At 63.8% G+C, this 18025-nt stretch carries 17 protein-coding genes; 8 read left to right on the top strand and 9 right to left on the bottom strand.

Annotated elements, in window-relative coordinates:
• Positions 1–130: 130 nt before the first annotated feature.
• The 4 genes from AB7A72_RS02400 to arsH are packed head-to-tail and all read left to right on the top strand — an operon-like array spanning position 131 to position 2932.
• Complete coding sequence (locus AB7A72_RS02400) at positions 131–454, top strand: ArsR/SmtB family transcription factor (protein ID WP_239811242.1); 324 nt, start codon at positions 131–133, stop codon at positions 452–454.
• Positions 455–481: 27 nt separating this feature from the next.
• Positions 482–1771 (top strand): arsenic transporter, encoded by a 1290-nt coding sequence (locus AB7A72_RS02395; RefSeq protein ID WP_239811243.1) that lies wholly within the window; start codon positions 482–484, stop codon positions 1769–1771.
• 26 nt (positions 1772–1797) lie between these two features.
• On the top strand, positions 1798–2229 hold the full coding sequence (gene arsC, locus AB7A72_RS02390; protein ID WP_239811244.1) for an arsenate reductase (glutaredoxin): 432 nt from the start codon (positions 1798–1800) through the stop codon (positions 2227–2229).
• Entirely contained in the window at positions 2216–2932 is a 717-nt protein-coding gene (gene arsH / locus AB7A72_RS02385) for an arsenical resistance protein ArsH (RefSeq protein ID WP_239812655.1), read from the top strand. The genes arsC and arsH overlap by 14 nt, the downstream gene beginning before the upstream one ends.
• A gap of 118 nt (positions 2933–3050) precedes the next feature.
• Here the strand turns inward: arsH and AB7A72_RS02380 are convergent, their stop codons facing one another.
• The 3 genes from AB7A72_RS02380 to leuC are packed head-to-tail and all read right to left on the bottom strand — an operon-like array spanning position 3051 to position 6020.
• Positions 3051–3929 (bottom strand): alpha/beta fold hydrolase, encoded by an 879-nt coding sequence (locus AB7A72_RS02380; RefSeq protein ID WP_369458906.1) that lies wholly within the window; start codon positions 3927–3929, stop codon positions 3051–3053.
• A complete protein-coding gene (gene leuD, locus AB7A72_RS02375; protein WP_369458905.1) occupies positions 3929–4612 on the bottom strand; it encodes a 3-isopropylmalate dehydratase small subunit in 684 nt (227 codons plus the stop codon). Before leuD ends, AB7A72_RS02380 begins: the two co-directional genes overlap by 1 nt.
• Complete coding sequence (gene leuC, locus AB7A72_RS02370; RefSeq protein ID WP_369458904.1) at positions 4605–6020, bottom strand: 3-isopropylmalate dehydratase large subunit; 1416 nt, start codon at positions 6018–6020, stop codon at positions 4605–4607. Before leuC ends, leuD begins: the two co-directional genes overlap by 8 nt.
• Before the next feature lie 98 nt (positions 6021–6118).
• On the opposite strand from leuC, the gene AB7A72_RS02365 reads away from it, so the two are divergent.
• Positions 6119–7039: a LysR family transcriptional regulator gene (locus AB7A72_RS02365; protein WP_369458903.1), complete on the top strand. Its 921-nt coding sequence runs from the start codon at positions 6119–6121 to the stop codon at positions 7037–7039.
• 85 nt (positions 7040–7124) lie between these two features.
• Here AB7A72_RS02365 and AB7A72_RS02360 read toward each other — a convergent pair whose 3' ends face one another.
• From AB7A72_RS02360 to AB7A72_RS02350, 3 genes are read right to left on the bottom strand one after another with little or no spacing between them, the layout of a single operon-like run.
• The gene (locus tag AB7A72_RS02360) at positions 7125–7916 is read right to left on the bottom strand and encodes a DUF4198 domain-containing protein (RefSeq protein WP_369458902.1); all 792 of its coding nucleotides are present in this window, start codon (positions 7914–7916) and stop codon (positions 7125–7127) included.
• 3 nt (positions 7917–7919) lie between these two features.
• The gene (locus AB7A72_RS02355; protein ID WP_369458901.1) at positions 7920–8435 is read right to left on the bottom strand and encodes an EF-hand domain-containing protein; all 516 of its coding nucleotides are present in this window, start codon (positions 8433–8435) and stop codon (positions 7920–7922) included.
• Between the two features lie 30 nt (positions 8436–8465).
• Positions 8466–10829 carry a TonB-dependent hemoglobin/transferrin/lactoferrin family receptor gene (locus tag AB7A72_RS02350; RefSeq protein WP_369458900.1) on the bottom strand — a complete coding sequence of 788 codons (2364 nt, stop codon included), beginning with the start codon at positions 10827–10829 and terminating at the stop codon, positions 8466–8468.
• Positions 10830–11476: 647 nt separating this feature from the next.
• Here AB7A72_RS02350 and AB7A72_RS02345 point away from each other — a divergent pair.
• On the top strand, positions 11477–11875 hold the full coding sequence (locus tag AB7A72_RS02345; RefSeq protein WP_312459082.1) for a hypothetical protein: 399 nt from the start codon (positions 11477–11479) through the stop codon (positions 11873–11875).
• 139 nt (positions 11876–12014) lie between these two features.
• The gene (locus tag AB7A72_RS02340) at positions 12015–13049 is read left to right on the top strand and encodes a linear amide C-N hydrolase (RefSeq protein WP_369459098.1); all 1035 of its coding nucleotides are present in this window, start codon (positions 12015–12017) and stop codon (positions 13047–13049) included.
• Positions 13050–13092: 43 nt separating this feature from the next.
• On the opposite strand, the gene AB7A72_RS02335 is transcribed toward AB7A72_RS02340, so the two are convergent.
• Complete coding sequence (locus AB7A72_RS02335) at positions 13093–13629, bottom strand: ATP-binding cassette domain-containing protein (RefSeq protein WP_369458899.1); 537 nt, start codon at positions 13627–13629, stop codon at positions 13093–13095.
• A 127-nt stretch (positions 13630–13756) separates the two neighbouring features.
• A complete protein-coding gene (locus AB7A72_RS02330) occupies positions 13757–14122 on the bottom strand; it encodes a VOC family protein (RefSeq protein ID WP_369458898.1) in 366 nt (121 codons plus the stop codon).
• 415 nt (positions 14123–14537) lie between these two features.
• Between AB7A72_RS02330 and AB7A72_RS02325 the strand changes: the two genes are divergently transcribed.
• Positions 14538–16970, top strand: coding sequence for a TonB-dependent siderophore receptor (locus AB7A72_RS02325; protein ID WP_369458897.1), 2433 nt, complete (start codon positions 14538–14540; stop codon positions 16968–16970).
• A gap of 87 nt (positions 16971–17057) precedes the next feature.
• Here the strand turns inward: AB7A72_RS02325 and AB7A72_RS02320 are convergent, their stop codons facing one another.
• Positions 17058–17972 (bottom strand): LysR family transcriptional regulator, encoded by a 915-nt coding sequence (locus tag AB7A72_RS02320; protein ID WP_369458896.1) that lies wholly within the window; start codon positions 17970–17972, stop codon positions 17058–17060.
• Positions 17973–18025: the final 53 nt, after the last annotated feature.

Genomic DNA, 18025 nt, shown 5'->3' with positions numbered 1-18025 from the left:
GTCGAGGCGTTGTGGAGGGTGGTGGCGACCACAAGCGGCCGTTCAAGGGCTATCCGCCAAGGCGGTCATTCCCTTGGTCGGATCCAGCGTTTTTAAATCAATTATTCAACAATTGTTGTATCATTGATAAATGCAAGAAGCCCAAGTGATCCGCTCCCTCTCTGCCCTGGCCCATGAAGCACGCCTGCGCGTGTTTCGTGCATTGGTGGTCGCCGGGCCTGAAGGCCTGACCCCCAGTGCGTTGGCCGAGCAGTTGGGCATAGCCCCCAATGCGCTGTCGTTTCACCTCAAGGAGCTCTCTCACGCTGAGCTCGTGAGCCAGGAGAGACAGGGGCGCAATGTGCTTTATCGCGCGGCGTTTCCCGCGATGAATGGCCTGCTCGCGTACCTCGTCGACAACTGCTGTCAGGGCCAGGCTTGCACGCCAAATGCCTCGGCTTCGTGCCCTTGCTGAAGCTGTCTTTGCTAGGTGCAGTTCATCATGTTGACGGCGATTCTGATCTTCATCTTCACTCTGACCCTGGTTATCTGGCAGCCACGCGGCCTGGGCATTGGCTGGAGCGCCTCGCTGGGAGCCGGTATCGCATTGCTGCTGGGTGTCGTGCACTGGACCGATATACCGGTGGTCTGGAACATTGTCTGGAATGCCACGGCGACCTTTGTCGCCGTCATCATCATCAGCTTGTTGCTGGACGAGGCCGGATTCTTTGAATGGGCCGCGCTGCACTGTGCACGCTGGGGAGGCGGAAGCGGCGTCAAGCTGTTTGCCCTCATCGTGCTGCTGGGCGCTGCCGTGTCAGCCTTGTTCGCCAACGACGGAGCGGCCCTCATTCTCACTCCCATCGTGCTGGCCATGCTGGTCGCGCTGGGCTTCTCGGCAGCCGCAACGCTGGCATTTGTGATGGCGGCTGGCTTCATTGCCGATACAGCCAGCCTCCCGCTGATCGTCTCCAACCTGGTCAACATCGTGTCCGCCGACTTTTTCAAGATCGGGTTCAGCGACTACGCATCGGTGATGGTGCCGGTCACGGTGGTATCGGTCCTGGCCAGCCTTGGTGTGCTGCTGCTGTTCTTCCGGGGAAGCATTCCTGCGAGCTACAACCTTGGCCAACTCAAGCAGCCTTCGGCAGCCATCCAGGACATGGCCACTTTCCGCGCGGGCTGGGTCGTCCTGGTCTTGCTGCTGCTGGGTTTCTTCGCGCTGGAGCCCTTGGGTGTTCCCGTCAGCGCGGTGGCAGCGGTCGGTGCTGCGATCTTGTTGGCCGTGGCGGCACGCAGCCCTGTGCTCAGCACCCGGAAAGTGTTGCACGGTGCGCCTTGGCAGATCGTAGTGTTCTCGCTAGGCATGTATCTGGTGGTCTATGGGCTGCGTAACGCGGGTCTGACGGATTACATCGCGATGCTGCTGAACCAATTTGCAGCTGGTGGCATATGGACAGCATCGCTGGGAACAGGAGTGCTCTCTGCAGTTCTGTCATCCGTCATGAACAACATGCCCACGGTGTTGATCGGAGCCTTGTCCATCGATGCGTCGACGGCCAGCGGAACCGTCAAGGAGGCCATGGTCTACGCCAATGTGATCGGCTGCGATCTCGGCCCCAAGATCACGCCCATTGGCAGCCTGGCCACGTTGCTGTGGTTGCATGTGCTCGCCAAGAAGGGCACAACCATTGGCTGGGGCTACTACTTCAAGGTGGGTGCGGTGCTGACCATGCCGGTGCTGCTCATCACACTGGCGGCGCTGGCGCTGCGGCTCAGCCTGGCCTCATGAACCTTTGCAACGGGAGAGCAACTGCGATGAGCGACATCACGATTTACCACAACCCGGCCTGCGGCACTTCCCGCAATGTCTTGGCGCTGATCCGCAACAGCGGGGAGGATCCGGTCGTCATTGAATACCTCAAGACCCCGCCTGATCGCGCCACCCTCGTAGGCCTGATCCTAGCCATGGGCACGCCAGTGCGCGAACTGTTGCGCCAAAAAGGTACGCCGTATGACGAACTTGGCCTGGGCGAGCCCCAATGGACGGATGCGCAGTTGATGGACTTCATGCTTCAGCACCCCATCCTCATCAATCGCCCCATCGTGGTCACCCCGCTGGGAACCCGCCTGTGCCGCCCCTCAGAGGCTGTGCTGGACATCCTGCCGCAGCCCCAGCAGGCCGCATTCTGCAAGGAAGACGGGGAAGCCGTCATTGACGCGAATGGACATCGAATTGACAAGCGCTGATCTACCGAACCTCGACGAACAAGCGTTCGAAAAGCCCTGCCTGGACCGCTTGTTGCCCGCCCAGCGCGCCACGCATGCGCCTCGCATTCTGCTGCTGTATGGCTCCGTTCGTGAACGCTCCTACAGCCGGCTGCTGACCGAAGAGGCGGCGCGATTGCTGCGCACGATGGGTGCCGAGACCCGGATTTTTGATCCGCGTGGTTTGCCTTTACCTGATGGTGCGCCAGAAGACCATCCCAAGGTCAAAGCGCTGCGCGAACTGGCGCAATGGGCAGAAGGGATGGTTTGGACGTCACCGGAGCGCCATGGTGCGATGACCAGTGTTCTCAAAGCACAGATCGACTGGATACCTTTGTCAGTGGGTGTGGTTCGTCCGACCCAAGGCAAGACATTGGCCGTGATGCAGGTCTCGGGCGGCTCGCAGTCCTTCAATGCCGTCAACCAGATGCGCGTGTTGGGCCGCTGGATGCGCATGGTCACCATCCCCAATCAGTCATCCGTGGCCAAGGCCTTTGCGGAGTTCGATGAGGCTGGCCGGATGAAGCCTTCGTCGTATTACGAAAGGGTGGTGGACGTGATGGAAGAGCTGGTCAAATTCACACTGCTTACCCGAGACTGTTCGGACTATCTGGTGAGCCGCTATAGCGAGCGCCGTGAAAGTGCCCAACAGCTGTCAGATCGGGTCAATCAACGCAGCATCTGACAGACGGGGCTGGCGGGCTGTGCATCTTGGTGCAAATCCAGTAGCTGGCCTTCTGCGCCAAAAAAGGCCCGTGGCTACCCTCAGCAGGCTTCGCGATAACCGCCGCCATCATGTGTCATCAGACGGCAAAGAACTCCCGCATCTCCTCGAGCAACTTGGCCGGCTGCTCCTCGGCAATGTAGTGGCCGCAGCCGAGCGCCTTGCCGCTGACGTCAGTAGCCGCCTCGCGCCACAGGTCCAGCACCGGGAAGCAGCGCCCCACGGCGCCTTCGGCGCCCCAGAGCACGCGCAGTGGGGCCGTTACCTGGTGGCCTTTGGCCCTATCGGCCCGGTCGTGCTCCAGGTCGATGCCTGCGGATGCGCGGTAGTCCTCGCAGATGGCGGTGGCGGTGCCAGGGATGGCGATGCAGCGCAGGTACTCTTGCAGCGCCTCCGGCGCGAAGGCGGCCAGGCCCGCATGGCGGCGTCCCATCACATCGCGGATGTAGGCGGCGGGGTCGGCGTCGATCAGCCGCTCCGGCAGCGGTGCGGGCTGGATGAGGAAGAACCAGTGCCAGTAGGCTTTGGCAAAGGCTTCCGTGGTCTGCTCGTACATGGCCAGGGTGGGCGCGATATCGAGCAGCATCGCGCGCTGCACCCGGCCCGGGTGGTCCAGCAGCAGGCGGTGGGCCACACGGGCGCCCCGGTCATGGGCGGCGAGGCGGAACTGCTGAAAGCCCAGGCTGGTCATCAGATCGACCATGTCCTGGGCCATCGTGCGCTTGCTGTAGGCAGCATGGTGCAGGCTGGCCCCGGGGCGGGCCGAGTCGCCATAGCCGCGCAGGTCGGCGCAGACGACGGTGAACGTTTCGGCCAGCGCCGGCGCCACGCGGTGCCACATCACATGGGTCTGCGGGTGGCCGTGCAGCAGCAGCAGTGCGGGGCCGCTGCCCCCGACGCGGCAACGGATCACGGTGTCGTTGACGGCTACATCGCGGGTGTCAAAACGCTCGAACATCAGGCTCTTCCTCCAAAGCTGGCCGGTTGCTGGGCGCGTGGCGTCGCACCCAATTGTTGGCGGGTGCGCAGGGCCACGTCTTTGAGCCAAGGATAGGCCTCCCAGTGGCGCTGCGCAAAACTCGTGATCTCTGCCTGGTACGTCAGCGACATGCCGATCAGGTCTGTGCGTTCCAGTTGCATGCGGTGGTGGCGCTCCGACAGGCTGAAGGCGGCATCCACGCTCTGGCTCTTGACCCGGAGCGCCTGCAGGTCGATATGGACATGCGAGGTCTCCAGGCGGTCGGCATCGGCCATGAGTTGGGCGATGTCTGCCTCGGGGAGCATGACCAGCAGCAGCTGGTTGTTCATCGCGTTGGAGTAGAAGATTTCTCCAAAGCTGGGCGCGATGATGGCCTGGATACCGTATTGCTGCAGCCCCCATACCGCGTGTTCGCGGCTGGAGCCGCAGCCAAAGTTGGCGCCGGCCACCAGGATTTCCACATCGGCCCGCTCGGGCTGGTTCAGCACAAAGCCGGGGCGCTGGCGGCCTGCGGCATCAAAGCGCAGGTCATACAGCAGGCCCTTGTCCAGCCCGGCCTTGTCGATGCCGTGCAGAAACTGCTTGGGCATGATTTGGTCGGTGTCCAGGTTCTCGATCGCCAGAGGGGCCATCTTGCCGCTCAGGATGTGTTGCTCACGCATGCAGGGTCTCCAGACGCCGAACGTCGGTAATGGTGCCGGTGATGGCGGCGGCGGCTGCCATGGCCGGGCTCATCAGGTGGGTGATGGCGCCGCGTCCCTGGCGCCCCTCGAAATTGCGGTTGGTGGTGGAGGCGCAGCGCACACCGTCGGCCAGGATGTCGCCGTTCATCGCCAGGCACATGGAGCAGCCCGGCTCCCGCCATTCAAAGCCGGCATCCAGCAGCAGGCGGGCGATGCCTTCTGCTTCGGCCTGTTGCTTGACCGCGCCGGAGCCCGGTACCACCATCGCACGGACCCCCTGGGCCACCTGGCGCCCGCGCACCACCTCGGCCACGGCCCGCAGGTCTTCCATGCGGGCATTGGTGCAGGAGCCGATGAAGACATGCTGGATGGCGATGCCTTCGAGCGGCATACCTGCTGCGAGCCCGGTGTAGCGCAGTGCCTGCTCGGTACTGCGGCGCAGGGGCCCAGGGGCCTGCATCGCCGGGTCAGGAACCGCGCCACCAATGGGCGCCACCTGGTCCGGGCTGGTGCCCCAGGTCACATGCGGGGGCACGTCGCTGGCATCAAAACGGTGCTCCACATCAAACACCGCGCCTGCATCGCTGCGCAGGCCGGCCCAGTGCTGCAGGGCGGCCTGCTGTACGGCGCCGCTCAGGTCTGCGGAGCGCGCAAGCACATAGTCTGCGGCCTTCTGGTCGGGCGCGATCAAGGCGCCACGGGCACCTGCCTCGACGGCCATATTGCACACGGTAAAGCGCGCTTCGATCGACATGGCATCGAATGCGGTGCCGCAGAACTCGATGACATGGCCGCGCGCGCCCTGGGCGCCGATATGGCCGATGACCATGAGGATCAGGTCCTTGGCGGTGGTGCCCAGCGGCAGCAGGCCATCAACCTGGATGCGCATGTCCTTGGCGAGCCGGTACACCAAGGTCTGCGTGGCCAGTACGTGCTCGACCTCCGAGGTGCCGATGCCAAAACCCAGCGCGCCCAATGCCCCGTAGGTGGTCGTGTGCGAATCGCCGCATATGACCACCATGCCGGGCCGGACCATGCCGTGCTCAGGCGCCACCACATGCTCGATGCCTTGCATCGCATCCTGGGTGTCGAACAGGGCAATGCCATGCTGGTCGCAGTTCTTGCGCAGGTTGCTGGCCTGGAGCGCGGGCGCAGCATCGCGGATGACGCGGATGACGCCCGGGTCGGTCGGAATCACGTGGCTGACCACGGCCATGTTCTGCCCCGGCATCAGCACCTGGCGCCCTTGCTCGTCCAGGCCGGCAAAGGCCTGGGGGCTGGTGTACTCGTTCATCAAGTGCAGGTCGCAGAACAGCAGGACGTTCTGCGCATCGAGCTGGGCGACGGTATGGGCGTCGACCAGCTTGCGGTAAAGGGTGCGGTGCATGTGGGGTGCTCTGTGTACGCGATGGCTCCGAGTCTCACAGCTGAGGCGAAAATATACAATGCGCGCCAGAGCACGACTTTCGGTCGCTGGAGTTACGAATGGATGGATTTTCCGACATCGCCTTTTTTGCGCTGCTCAGCAAAGAGGGCAGCATGCGCAGCGCGGCCCAGCAGCTCGGTGTCACCGGTCCGGCCGTCAGCAAGCGCCTGGCGGCGCTCGAAGCCCGGCTCGGTGCCCGGCTGATGCAGAGAACCACCCGCCGCATGGGCTTGACGCCTGAGGGCGAGCGCTACCTGGTCGAGGGTGCGCGTCTGCTCTCCGAGCTGGGTTCGCTGGAGCGCGCCATTGGCGGGGCGGCCGCCGTGCCGCAGGGCCTGTTGCGGGTCAATGCCACCTTCGGCTTTGGCCGCCGGCACATTGCGCCGGCGCTGGGAACGTTTGCACGCCGCTTTCCAGAGGTGGAGGTACAGCTGCAGCTGAGCGACCGGCCTGCCGATCTCGCTCAGGACCGTTTCGATGTGGTCATCCGGATGGGCGACATGCCCGATTCGCGCTGGACAGCCCGGGTGCTGGCCCGCAACCGCCGTGTGCTTTGTGCCTCGCCGGGCTATCTGCAAGACAGGGGCGCGCCATCATCACCGCAAGCGCTGACGCGCCACGCCTGCCTCTTCATCCGCGAGGGCGACGAGGCGTTTGGCACCTGGCATCTGCGCAACGGGGCACAGACAGAAACGGTGAAGGTGAGGGGGCCGCTGAGCGCCAACGATGGCGAGTCGGCCACCGCCTGGGCGTTGGCGGGGCACGGCATCCTGATGCGCTCGGAGTGGGAGGTCGGCCCACTGCTGCGCGCGGGCCAACTGCTGCCGGTGCTGCCGGATTGGCGGCTGCCGCCCGCCGATATCTATCTGCAGTTCCACGGCGGAGCCCATCTGCCCGCCAAGACCAAGGCGCTGGTGGACCACCTGGTTGAGGTGTTCGCGCCGCAGCGCCCGCCGGGGAGGGCGGATGCCAACTGGTGATGGGTGATGGAAGGCGGGCCGTGGCCCTGCGGGGAGCTTGCTCGGGATGGAGCAAGCCCTGCGAGTGCCACAGCCCTGAGCAACACTACTGCGCCAGCACCCGGAAGGTCAGCGTGTAGTTGTAGCCATAGGTCGGCGCGGCAGCGCCTTCGGGGGCCGGGGCGCGGTGGCGTACCAGCGCCATGTAGATGCCCGGTTTGCTTGGGGTCCAGCTGATGTCGCCCTGCGCATCGGTGCTGAGCTCATCCACGCTGTTCTGGCCTTGCAGGTCCATCGGCGAGCGGTAGATGCTGACCTTGTGGTCTGCCAGCGGCTTGCCGTCAAAGTGCACTGCAAAGTTGAATCTCTCTGCGGCGAACACATCGCTGGGGTGCGTGCCGGGCACGATCTCCAGCCCCTTGCCGTAGGGCTTGGTGGGGGTGGGCGTACCGGCGGTGACATAGGCCTCGGAGACCGACAGTGACTGGTAGTGCAGCTTCATCACGCCCCCCTCGGGCATGGCGGCCTGGGGGTCGCGCACGACGGTGGTTTTGCCGTTCACTTCCCAACTGCGGAAAATGGCGCCCAGGCGCGGGCCAGTGGAGAGGCGGTAGGTACCTTTCTCGTCAGGCAGTTTTTGCTCCGCCACCGTGCGGGTCTTGAACTGGTGCACATCGCCAAAGGGCAGCGTGGTGCCCGAGGGCGTGGTGACGCTGAACGGCGTGTCGCCAAATTGGACCTCGGACAGGAACAGTTTTTCTGCAAAGCCCGCATCCACACTGATGGTGGATTTGGGCTGCACATCGAACACGCTGGGCAGCAGAAAGGGCATGTGGGCCTGGGCGACGTTCAGGCTGAACGTAGCGGCAAGCGCAGCAAACAGATGGCGCGCTTGCATGGTTTACTGCCCTGCCATGTCGGCTGCGTTGACCACACCGTCGCCGTTGCGGTCGGCGTTCTTGAAGGTCTTGTTGGCAATGTCGATTTCTTCTTCGAGGCTCAGCTTGCCATCCTTGTTGGTATCGAGGATGTGGAAACGCACATGGGCCTGCTTGATGCTGCCTTCGTACTGCTGGTCGGGCTTCTTGCCTGCAGCAGAATACTGGGCCTTGAGGCGGCCTTCAAACTCGGCCACGTATTCGTCCTCGCTCAGCCAGCCATCGTTGTTGGTGTCGGCGGCGACGAAGCGCTGCTTGCGCAGGGTGTCGTATTCCTCACGGGTGACGACGCCGTCACGGTTGGCGTCATAGCTGCCGATGAAGGCATTGTGGCCGTGGCCGCCCACGGGGGCGACCGGGCCCTGGGCTGCGGTCTTGGCAGCAGCGGCGGGGGCTGCGGTCTTGCTGTCGTTGCTGGCGCAGGCCGTCAGCAGCGCGGCGGCTGTGAGTGCGCTCATGGTGGCGGAAAAGCGGTTCATGCCGGGGTCCTTTCTTGGTGGGAGAAGAGCTTAGAAATTGACGTTCAACGAGACGGCGTAGGTGCGGCCCGGGTTGGTCAGCAGCTGGATGTCGCGCTGGTCCTTGGCCACGGAGGGCTGCAGGCTGCGGCTGCTGGCGTAATCCCAGTAGCGCTTGTCCGCGAGGTTGTAGATGCCGACGTTCAGGCGGGCGTTCTTGTTGATCTGCCAGTAGCCCGACAGGTCGAACAGCGCATAGCCGGGCACGCGGAACTGCTCGATGCTGGAGTCGGCAAGGTTGCTGCCGGCATTGGTGTAGCTGTCGCGGTTGGTGGCCTGGGCCTGCTTGCCGGCCACAAAGGTGCCGGTCATGTTGACGCCCCAGGCGCGCATGGGCGCGTCATAGCCCACGCCGATGACGGCCTTGCGCGGCTGGATGGTATCCAGCGGCACATCCTTGTCACCCGCATAGTTGGACTTGGAGGTGCCATGGGACAGGCCCAGCGCCCAGGTCGAGTACAGGCCCTTGACGGCAGGTGCCCACTGGCCGTGGTCCAGGCGAGCGCTCATTTCCAGGCCATAGATCGTGGCTTCGTCGCGGTTCTCGGCCTGGTAGATGGTGCCGATGTGTGCAGGTACGTTGCTGAACTTGCCAGGCGCGCTGGCGCGGGTGTAGCGGGTGTAGCCGATGAAGTCCTTGTAGCGCGTGTAGAAGGTCGAGGCATTGAACAGCACGCCGTTGGCGGGCGAGCCCTTGACGCCGATCTCAAAGGCGTTGCTGGTCTCTTGCTTGAGGTTGCTGTTGCCGATCAGCGCGTACTGGGCAGAGCCGGCGTAGTTCTGGTCCATGTTCCAGGATCCGAACACTTCGCCAGCGGTCGGAGCACGGCCACTGCGCTTGTACTGGCCGTAGGCGATGAACTTGGGCGTCAGCTCATAGGTAACGCCCAGGCTCGGGCTCCAGATGGTGCTGCTGAGGTTGCTGTACAGCTTGGAGGCGGCGTCTTCGGTCAAAGCGCCTTCGGCAAAATCGCCCAGGTGCTTGGGTTCCACCTTGACCCGGTCAACGCGCAGCGCCGGGATCACGCCCAGGCGCTTGCCGCCCACGTCAAAACCGATGTCATCCTGGATGAAGGCACCCAGGCGCGTGGTGTCGGTGTCGGGCTGTGGCTTCATGTAGCCCGGCACGTTCCAGGGGCGCTCCTGGCTCTGCGCCTGTGCGTTGAAGCCGAAGCTGATGCGATGGCGGCCGATGTGCTTGTCGCCGGTCGTCGACAGGCCCCAGGCCTTGGTCTTGTTTTGCGACAGGTTGCGCGTGGTGGCGCCGCCCGCCAACGTGATGGTGTCGGTTACGTCTTCGGTATCGGTGTTCTGGAAGAACAGGCGCGTGTCCAACTGGTCCACCACGGCGTTGGTGGGCGTCCACAGGTGCGACAGCTGCAACGTGTTGCGGCTGGTGTCGCTGTCCTGCCTATTGTTTTGCGTGATGGTGCTGTTGTCGCTGCTCCAGCCATAGAACTGGCTCTGGTTGCTGCGCCGGTACAGGTCGGCAGACAGCTCCAGGCGGTTCTCGGCATCGATCTGCAGGCCGCCCTTCATCAGCAGCGCGTTGGAATGCCAGTCTTCCGGCGATGCCTTGATGCCCAGCGCGCTGTTGTTCTGCGTCTCCTTGCCATCGCGGCGCGAGAAGGCGATCAGGCCATCGAGGCTGCCCGATTTGCCCGCTGCGGTGATGCTTTCGTTCCAGGAATGGTCGGCGGAATCAAAGCCGAGCTTGCCACCGATGTAGCTGGTGTTGCCATTGCGCAAAAAGTCGCTGGCCGACTTGGTCTTGAAGCTGACGGCACCGCCAATGCCGCCAGCGGCGCGCCGGGCCGTGGTGGTGCCCGACTGGATACCGACCGAGGAGAACATCTCCGGGTCGATAAAGTCGCGGCCAATGCCAAAGGTGTTGTTGCCAGCGCGGCTGACATAGGGGCGGGTGCTCGCATCGGGCATTTCGATGCCGTCCACATCCATGCCGATGCGGTTGCCTTCGATACCGCGAATGTTGTAGCCGGTGGTGCCCGAGCGGTCAAAGCTGCTGCGGTTGCGGCTGGTGCCCGATGCCGTGCCGGGGGCCGACACCAGCGGCTGGTAGCGCGAGATGTCGGCCATGCTGTTGGCTTTTTCCAGCTCCTCGCCGCTGATCACGGTGATCGTGCCGGGGGCCTTTTCTGCCTTGGCCTGCACCGTGACTTGCGGCATCGTCGATTCCGTCTGTGCCAGTGGCACAGCCGGCTCCGGCGCGGCCTGCTGCGCCCAGGCACCGCTGGATACAAGCGCGGCCACGGCGGCGGCCAGGCAACGGGGTTGGAAAGTGGAAGTGGCGCGCGCAGCCATGCGCTGCGCCTTGTCAGAGGTGCGAGAAGCCATAGGGTCCAGCCAGTGAATGCAAAAGGGGAAGGAAAGACTGCTGGCTACTGACCCGTGCTGCATGCGGAGGATGCAGGCTCAAGGCAAGGTGTTGTTATTGCTGGCGCCTGAAAAATGCCATTTTATATGAAAATGATTATCATTTGCGTTGTTTCTTGGCATCGCCCGGTTGGCAAGCCTCGTGCTGTGGTGGCATGGACGGGGTCAGCGCTGCTGCTAACGCCCTGCATCCCGCCCACGCGCGTCGCAGACCTCAAGCGGTGCCGGTGCGGGTAGTGGAACCCGCCGAGCTGGTCGCAGCAGAGGGAACCGGCAGTGGCCCGGCACCCGCCCCGGTTGGCCTGACCACCCCCCAGCCGCTGGGCACCGGCAGCGGCACTTGCGATGCCCGGCCACCCTGGTGAAGCTGCCTTGCCGCGCTACCGCCCAGGCCCGCGAGTCATTGATGTGTTTGCAGCGCAGGGCGGGATCCGGCGGAGGATCTGGCAGCGCTGCTGAACGCCCTCATCGCCTTCATCGGGTGGGTGGATCAGGCTATATGGAATATGATCATCTCGCTGATAACGCGGTCCCGAGGACGCTCGCTGTGCAGGCCTGCCCAGCCGCGCGGGACCGCACCGAGAAATTCAATGAGAGGATATGCCACCATGAAAAAGCCCGCTGCTCGTCCCCTGTCCGCCCTGGTGCTGGCCACCGTTCTGGGGGGGCTGGCCTGTGCCGCTTCTGCCGCGCCGCTGACGTTTCTGAACCAGACCATCACCGCCAGCGTTCCCGCCAAGGATGTGCCCGCGCTGCGCAAGGCGGTGGGCGATGTGCTGAACCATGCCGCTGACAAAAGCACCACACAATGGACCAGCAGCCACGGCCCGCGCTCGCGCCAGGTGCAGATGGCACTGACCCCGCTGCAAACCAGCCAGACCCAGAAGGCCGATACCTGCCGCCTGCTGAATGTGGAAGCCAGCCGGCCCACCGGCAAGCGCAAGGAGGAGTGGCAGTTCTGGTTCTGCAAACAGGCCGACGGCACCTGGAAGGCCAGCGCCCAGTAAACACGCAGCCGGGTCGCCCCTGCCCGGTGCGGCAGGCGCGGCCCGCTGGCTTGTCTGACAGAGCCCATCAGGCGATGGGAGGGAGAGACCAATGACGAACAAGATGAATCGGCCGACTGCGCGCAAGCTGGCTGCGGCCATGTTGGCGGGCGTGCTGGGCCTCAGCAGCATCAGCAGCGCCATCGCCTGCACGCGGGTGGTCTACCTGGGCGCCCATGACCAGGTCATCACAGCGCGCTCGATGGACTGGAAAAACGACATCACCAGCAACCTCTGGGTCTTGCCGCGTGGCATGGAGCGCACGGGCCAGGCGGGGCCCAACTCGCTGCGCTGGACCTCGCGTTACGGCAGCCTGGTGACCTCGGGTTATGACGTCTCGACCACCGATGGCGTCAACGAAGCAGGGCTGAGTGCCAACCTGCTGTGGCTGGCCGAGTCGCAGTACCCCACATTTGATGACAAGAGCAAGCCCGGCCTGACGATTGCCGCCTGGGCGCAGTATGTGCTCGACAACTTTGCGACCGTGGCCGAGGCCGTCAAGGCGCTGGAGCAGCAGCCCTTCACCATCGTCTCGGACAACGTGCCCGGCGAAGACCGGCTCACCACCTTGCACCTGTCGATGTCGGACGCCAGTGGCGACAGCGCCATCGTCGAGTACATCGGCGGCCGCCAGGTCATCCACCACAGCCGCAGCTACCAGGTGATGACCAACTCGCCCACCTTTGACGAGCAGCTGGCGCTGAACAGCTACTGGAAACAGATTGGCGGCACCGTCATGCTGCCCGGCACCAACCGCGCTGCCGACCGTTTTGCGCGCGCCTCCTTCTACGTCAATGCCGTGCCGCAGGACCAGGAGCCCAACAAGGCGCTGGCCAGCGTGTTCAGCGTGATCCGCAATGTCTCCGTGCCCTATGGCATCACGACCCCGGACCAGCCCAATATCTCATCGACGCGCTGGCGCACGGTCTTCGACCACAAGCGCAAGCTCTACTTCTTTGAATCGGCCCTGACGCCCAATACCTTCTGGGTGGACCTGAAGGCGCTGAACTTCAGCCGCGACACCGGCAAGGTACTGAAGCTGGATCTGGGCCCCAACCAGAACCATGCGTTTGCCGGCGATGCAACGGGGGCTTTCCAGCCTTCGGCGCCGTTCAAGTTCCTGGGGTTGCAGTAAGGCGGTGCGCGGTGGCGTCGGCGCTTGCCAGTGCCGCGCTGCGTCAGCGCCGTGGCGATGCCGCGAGGGCCTGGAGCAGCTCCGCTGCTTCCGAAGGTTTGCGGATCTCCAGCCATTGCAGATGCGCAAACTGCGCATCATTGCGCAGCGCCGCAAACTTGCGCTGGTTGTTGGCATAGGTGGTCCAGGCCCACAGCAGGATCGAATCCTTGGAGAACAAGGCCATCGCCAGCGACTCCCGGTTGCCGTGCGACAGGCGCTGGCGCGTGATGCTGTGCCGGAGCGTGCGCCAGAGCAGGCGAGAGAAAACCGTGAAGCGGCTGTAGTTGAGCCACACGACATGGGTGGCTTGCGGCCAGAGGATATCGCGCACATCGCTGTAGTTGCCATCGGCCACCCAGCGCTCGCCTTGCGTGGCCTGTGCCACCCCCTGCCGGAATTGCTCCGTCGGCACGGCCTGCCAGTCCGGTCCCCAGTACAGCGCGTCCAGCTCGATGTAGCGGGACCCCGTCAGGTCTGCCAGCGCCTGGGCAAGGGTTGATTTGCCTGCACCACTTGTGCCTACCACCAGATAGCGCATCTCCATCCTTTGCCGGGTTGTGGCCCGCTGTGCTGCTCGCGGGCAAAGAGGGGGGATTCTAGCCAAACCCTTGGCCTGGAATAGCGCAGCTTGCCGGGGTCACGATGCCGATCGCTTGAACTGGCCCTTAGGTCGTTCGGTACTGGCGGCTCGACACGCTGATGGAGTTGCCATCCGGATCCTTGGTGTTGGCGAAGGCATAGCCATGGGCCTGGTGCAGGCTGCCAAATGCCAGCCCCTTGGCAGCGGCCTGGGCCACAAACTGCTCAACGTCTGCCACGCTGAAGCTGAGCTTGAGCACCGCAGAGCCAAACTTCAGGCTCTTGGCGGCCTGGTGGATCAGGATCTCCGCGCCGCCGTGCAGAGGCTGGAGGCTGATCAGGCCATCGACCACCTTGCAGTCAGAGGCATAGCCAAAATGCTCGACATAAAAGCGCGCCGTGCGTTGCATGTCTTTGGCGTAGATGAGCAGGGTGGTGAGCGCGATGGTCATGGCGGGCCATTATGGCAGCGGCATCGCTGGGGCGCTTGCATTGTCAGCACACGGTGGCTGGCGCTTGCTAGGCAGCGGCGTTGCTCCGCGCATCAACGATGGGAACGGCCCGCAGGGTCACATAACTGTTGCTGATACGGTACAAAATAATATTGAGTATGAGACTGATTCGTATTTGATAAGTACCATGGGGACCGCCTTTAGCAGGTTGCCACCCATGATCCAAGCGGGTTGGCGGCTGCAAGGCTTTGAGGATTTCCGGCGCTGACCAGCCCACGCCATCCACGCAGAAATCCATCGGACGGTGACAGCGCCGCATGCGCTTCGCCCTGGTGGCTTGCTTTCAGCGTGCGGCACGCGATAAGCGGCGCTGTCTCGTCCCGTCATTGCTACTTATCGGACGAGAGCATCTTTCATGTCTTCATTCACTTTCAAGCCGCGCCACACCGCGCTGGCGCATGCGGCTGTCTGCCTGGGGCTGGCCTTGCACCTGCAGGCATCGATGGCGCAAACCGCCAGCTTTGATATTCCTGCACAACCGCTGGCCAGCGCGCTGGCGCAGTTAGCCCGCCAGGCGAACCTCAGCTTTTCAGCTGCACCCGATGCCGCGCAGGGCCGCCAGGCGCCGGCGCTACAAGGCGTGCAGGATGTGTCGCAGGCCTTGAATATGCTGCTGCAAGGATCGGGCTTGCAAGGACGGGTGGAGGGGGGCGTGCTGACAGTGCAGGCTACCGCCCCAGCGCAGGCCGCAGCCGCTGTGGCCGCACCATCGGCAGCACCCGCAACGGGGTCCGAAGTCACGCTGTCAGAGGTGACGGTGCGCACCAACCAGCTGGGCGAGATCACCGAGGGCTCGGGCTCGTACACGCCGGGGGCGATTGCGACGGCGACCCGCCTGGTGCTGACGCCGCGCGAGACGCCGCAGTCCGTCAGCGTTGTCACCCGCCAGGTGATGGACGATTTCCAGCTCCATTCCATCGACGATGTGATCAACCACACGCCGGGCGTGAGCATCGTGACCTATGACAGCGAGCGCACGGAGTACTATGCGCGCGGCTTTGCGATCCAGAACTTCCAGTACGACGGCATCCCGATGTCGCGCAACTCGGCCTATTCGGCGGGCAACACGCTGACCGATATGTCGATCTATGACCGGGTGGAAGTGCTCAAGGGCGCCACCGGCCTGCTTACCGGCAGCGGTGACCCAGGCGCCACCATCAATCTGGTGCGCAAAAAGCCGACCAAGGAGTTCAGCGGCCATGCCACGATCAGCGCGGGCAGCTACCAGAATTACCGGGGTGAGCTGGACATCAGCGGCGCGCTCAACGACAGCGGCAGCATCCGCGCGCGCGGCGTAGCCAGCTACCAGGACAAGCATTCGCAGCTGGACCGCTATGAGCGCAAGACGGGCGTGCTGTACGGCATCGTCGAGATGGACCTGACGCCCCAAACCCTGCTGACAGTGGGCGCCGACCGCCAGGACAACAAGCCCACCGCATCGACCTGGGGTGGCATCCCTTTGCTCAATGCCAAGGGTAACTTCAACGCCATGCCGCGCTCGTTCAACAACGGTGCCGACTGGAGCCATTGGGACCAGTACACGCGCACTGCCTTTGCCACCCTGGAGCACAACTTTGACAGCGGTTGGGTGACCAAGCTGCAGCTCAACCACCAGATCAACGGCTACAACGCCAACCTGGGCGCAGCAGCGGGCGGCAACCCTGATCCGGTGACTGGCACCGGCGTGAGCCTGTGGCGGGGCCAGTACATTGGCCGCACCACCAGCGATGCGGCGGACCTGTATGCCAGCGGCCCGTTTTCGCTGCTGGGGCGCAGCCACGAGCTGGTGGTGGGTGGCAGCCTGGCCAAAAGCCGTTGGAAGAACGATGGCTACTACAACGACAACAGCGGCTTTGATGGCTCGGTCAGCAACTACTACCAGTGGAATGGCAAGGTGCCCGCACCGGCCTGGAACAGCACCCCGGATTACAGCAATGACGAGAGCACCTACGAGAGCGGCATCTACACAACGGCCCGGTGGAACCTGCGTGACGACCTGAAGCTCATCACCGGCGGGCGCTTGTCCAACTACAAGAACCGGGTGCAGGAGCAAAAGGAGAAGAATGTCTTCACTCCCTACCTGGGCGCCGTGTATGACCTGAACCAGAACTACTCGGTCTATGCCAGCTACAGCGGCATTTTCAAACCACAGTCCTACCAGACCGAGCAGGGCCGCACCCTGGATCCGCTGGAAGGCAAGAACTATGAGCTGGGCGCCAAGGCGTCGTTCCTGGGTGGCCGCCTTAATGCCAGCGCCGCCATCTTCCAGACCTTGCAGGACAACTTTGCCGTGGAGAGCGGGGGCATTACTCCCAGCGGCAACCCGGCTTACCGTGCCATCCAAGGCGTGAAAACCCGAGGCTGGGAAGCCGAGGTCTCCGGCCAGATCACCCCTGCCTGGCAGATCCAGGCCGGCTACTCACACAGTATTGCCCGCAAGGATGGCGAGCGCGTCTCTACCCTCACGCCCTCCAACCAGTTCAACCTGTACACCAGCTACAAAATGGCGGGCAGCCTGAGCGGTCTGACCGTTGGCGGCGGCGCCCGCTGGCAGGACAAGACCTGGGGCACCATCAGCGTGCCCACCGGCGGCAATGCCGTGCACACCGTGCCCAATTACTGGGTCTGGGACGCCATGGCCCGTTACGACTTCAACAAACAGCTCTCCGCCTCGCTCAGCGTCAAGAACCTGTTTGACAAGAAGTACTACACCATCTTTAGCTGGTACAGCACCTACACCTGGGGCGAGCCACGGACCGTGAACGTGAGCTTGAACTACAAGTTCTAAGCGCTGCTGTTTTCAAGCGATGCGCCACGGTCTGGAAGGGCCGGTGGTGCATTTTTCTTGGCGCCGACATGCGCAGGTGCGACTGGCCTAGCCTGTGCGCCGCTGTCCCAGGTGCTTGCTGAGAAAGTCGATAAAGGCGCGGGTCTTGGGCGGCAGGTGGCTGCTGTTGGGGAAGACGACGCTGATCGACTGGCGGGGCAGGCTGTAGCCTGGCAGCAGCTGCTGCAATGCGCCGCTGTGCAGGTCCTGCTCAATCAACCAGGCCGGCAGCACCGCAACGCCCATCGACGACAGCGCCATCAGGCGGATGGCGGCGGAAGTGTTGGCCTGGTGGGCGGCGCTGCCTTTGACCTCGGAGGTCTTGTTCTGGGGTCCGCGCAGGGTCCAGTGCGTGGGGCTTTGGAGGTTGCTGTTGGCAATCCAGGGGAGCTGGGCCAGGTCCGCAGGCTGCCGCACGGGATGTTTTTTGAGCAACGCGGGCGAGGCCACCAGCAGGATGTCGTAGTCGTCCAGTTTGCGGCTCTTGAAATCGGAATCGGCCAGGCTGCCCAGGCGCACCACCAGGTCGAGCTTTTCGGCAATCAGGTCGCTGAGCGAAGAGTTGGTGTCGTAGCGGATGGAGAGGGCCGGGTACTGCTGCGCAAACCTGGCCACCAGCGGCAGGATGAAGCGCTCGCCATATTCGCCGGTGGTGCTCAGGCGCAGGGTGCCGACGATCCGCTTGCGCCCCTGCATGGCCCTGTCAAACTTGTTTTCCAGCTGGCCGACCAGCTCCTTGAACGCATCGTAGAAGTCCTGGCCCGCTTCGGTCAGCGCAATGCTGCGCGTGCTGCGCAGCAGCAGCGTCACCGCCAGAACCTCTTCCAGCGCTTTGACATGCAGGCTGGCCATGGCCTTGCTGATGGACAGGTAATCGGCCGCCTTGGTGAATGAGCCCAGCTCGACAACGGCCAGAAAGGTCTGCACGCGGTGGAGCTGGGTGGAGAGGGCGATGCGGTTCATTGTTCAATCTGGCCAAACAAAGATTCAAGCATAGCGGTATCGACGGGCCGCGC

The organism is Comamonas sediminis (assembly GCF_041107495.1).
Classification (GTDB): domain Bacteria; phylum Pseudomonadota; class Gammaproteobacteria; order Burkholderiales; family Burkholderiaceae_C; genus Comamonas; species Comamonas sediminis.
This window is presented reverse-complemented; position numbering and strand designations above follow the sequence as displayed.

Coding starts and splice junctions, on each gene's coding strand:
- arsC (WP_239811244.1), top strand. CDS start 1,798: ATGAGCGACATCACGATTTACCACAACCCGGCCTGCGGCACTTCCCGC.
- AB7A72_RS02360 (WP_369458902.1), bottom strand. CDS start 7,916: ATGCAAGCGCGCCATCTGTTTGCTGCGCTTGCCGCTACGTTCAGCCTG.
- AB7A72_RS02350 (WP_369458900.1), bottom strand. CDS start 10,829: ATGGCTTCTCGCACCTCTGACAAGGCGCAGCGCATGGCTGCGCGCGCC.
- AB7A72_RS02365 (WP_369458903.1), top strand. CDS start 6,119: ATGGATGGATTTTCCGACATCGCCTTTTTTGCGCTGCTCAGCAAAGAG.
- AB7A72_RS02355 (WP_369458901.1), bottom strand. CDS start 8,435: ATGAACCGCTTTTCCGCCACCATGAGCGCACTCACAGCCGCCGCGCTG.
- leuD (WP_369458905.1), bottom strand. CDS start 4,612: ATGCGTGAGCAACACATCCTGAGCGGCAAGATGGCCCCTCTGGCGATC.
- leuC (WP_369458904.1), bottom strand. CDS start 6,020: ATGCACCGCACCCTTTACCGCAAGCTGGTCGACGCCCATACCGTCGCC.
- AB7A72_RS02380 (WP_369458906.1), bottom strand. CDS start 3,929: ATGTTCGAGCGTTTTGACACCCGCGATGTAGCCGTCAACGACACCGTG.
- AB7A72_RS02335 (WP_369458899.1), bottom strand. CDS start 13,629: ATGCGCTATCTGGTGGTAGGCACAAGTGGTGCAGGCAAATCAACCCTT.
- AB7A72_RS02395 (WP_239811243.1), top strand. CDS start 482: ATGTTGACGGCGATTCTGATCTTCATCTTCACTCTGACCCTGGTTATC.
- AB7A72_RS02345 (WP_312459082.1), top strand. CDS start 11,477: ATGAAAAAGCCCGCTGCTCGTCCCCTGTCCGCCCTGGTGCTGGCCACC.
- AB7A72_RS02400 (WP_239811242.1), top strand. CDS start 131: ATGCAAGAAGCCCAAGTGATCCGCTCCCTCTCTGCCCTGGCCCATGAA.
- AB7A72_RS02340 (WP_369459098.1), top strand. CDS start 12,015: ATGTTGGCGGGCGTGCTGGGCCTCAGCAGCATCAGCAGCGCCATCGCC.
- AB7A72_RS02330 (WP_369458898.1), bottom strand. CDS start 14,122: ATGACCATCGCGCTCACCACCCTGCTCATCTACGCCAAAGACATGCAA.
- AB7A72_RS02325 (WP_369458897.1), top strand. CDS start 14,538: ATGTCTTCATTCACTTTCAAGCCGCGCCACACCGCGCTGGCGCATGCG.
- AB7A72_RS02320 (WP_369458896.1), bottom strand. CDS start 17,972: ATGAACCGCATCGCCCTCTCCACCCAGCTCCACCGCGTGCAGACCTTT.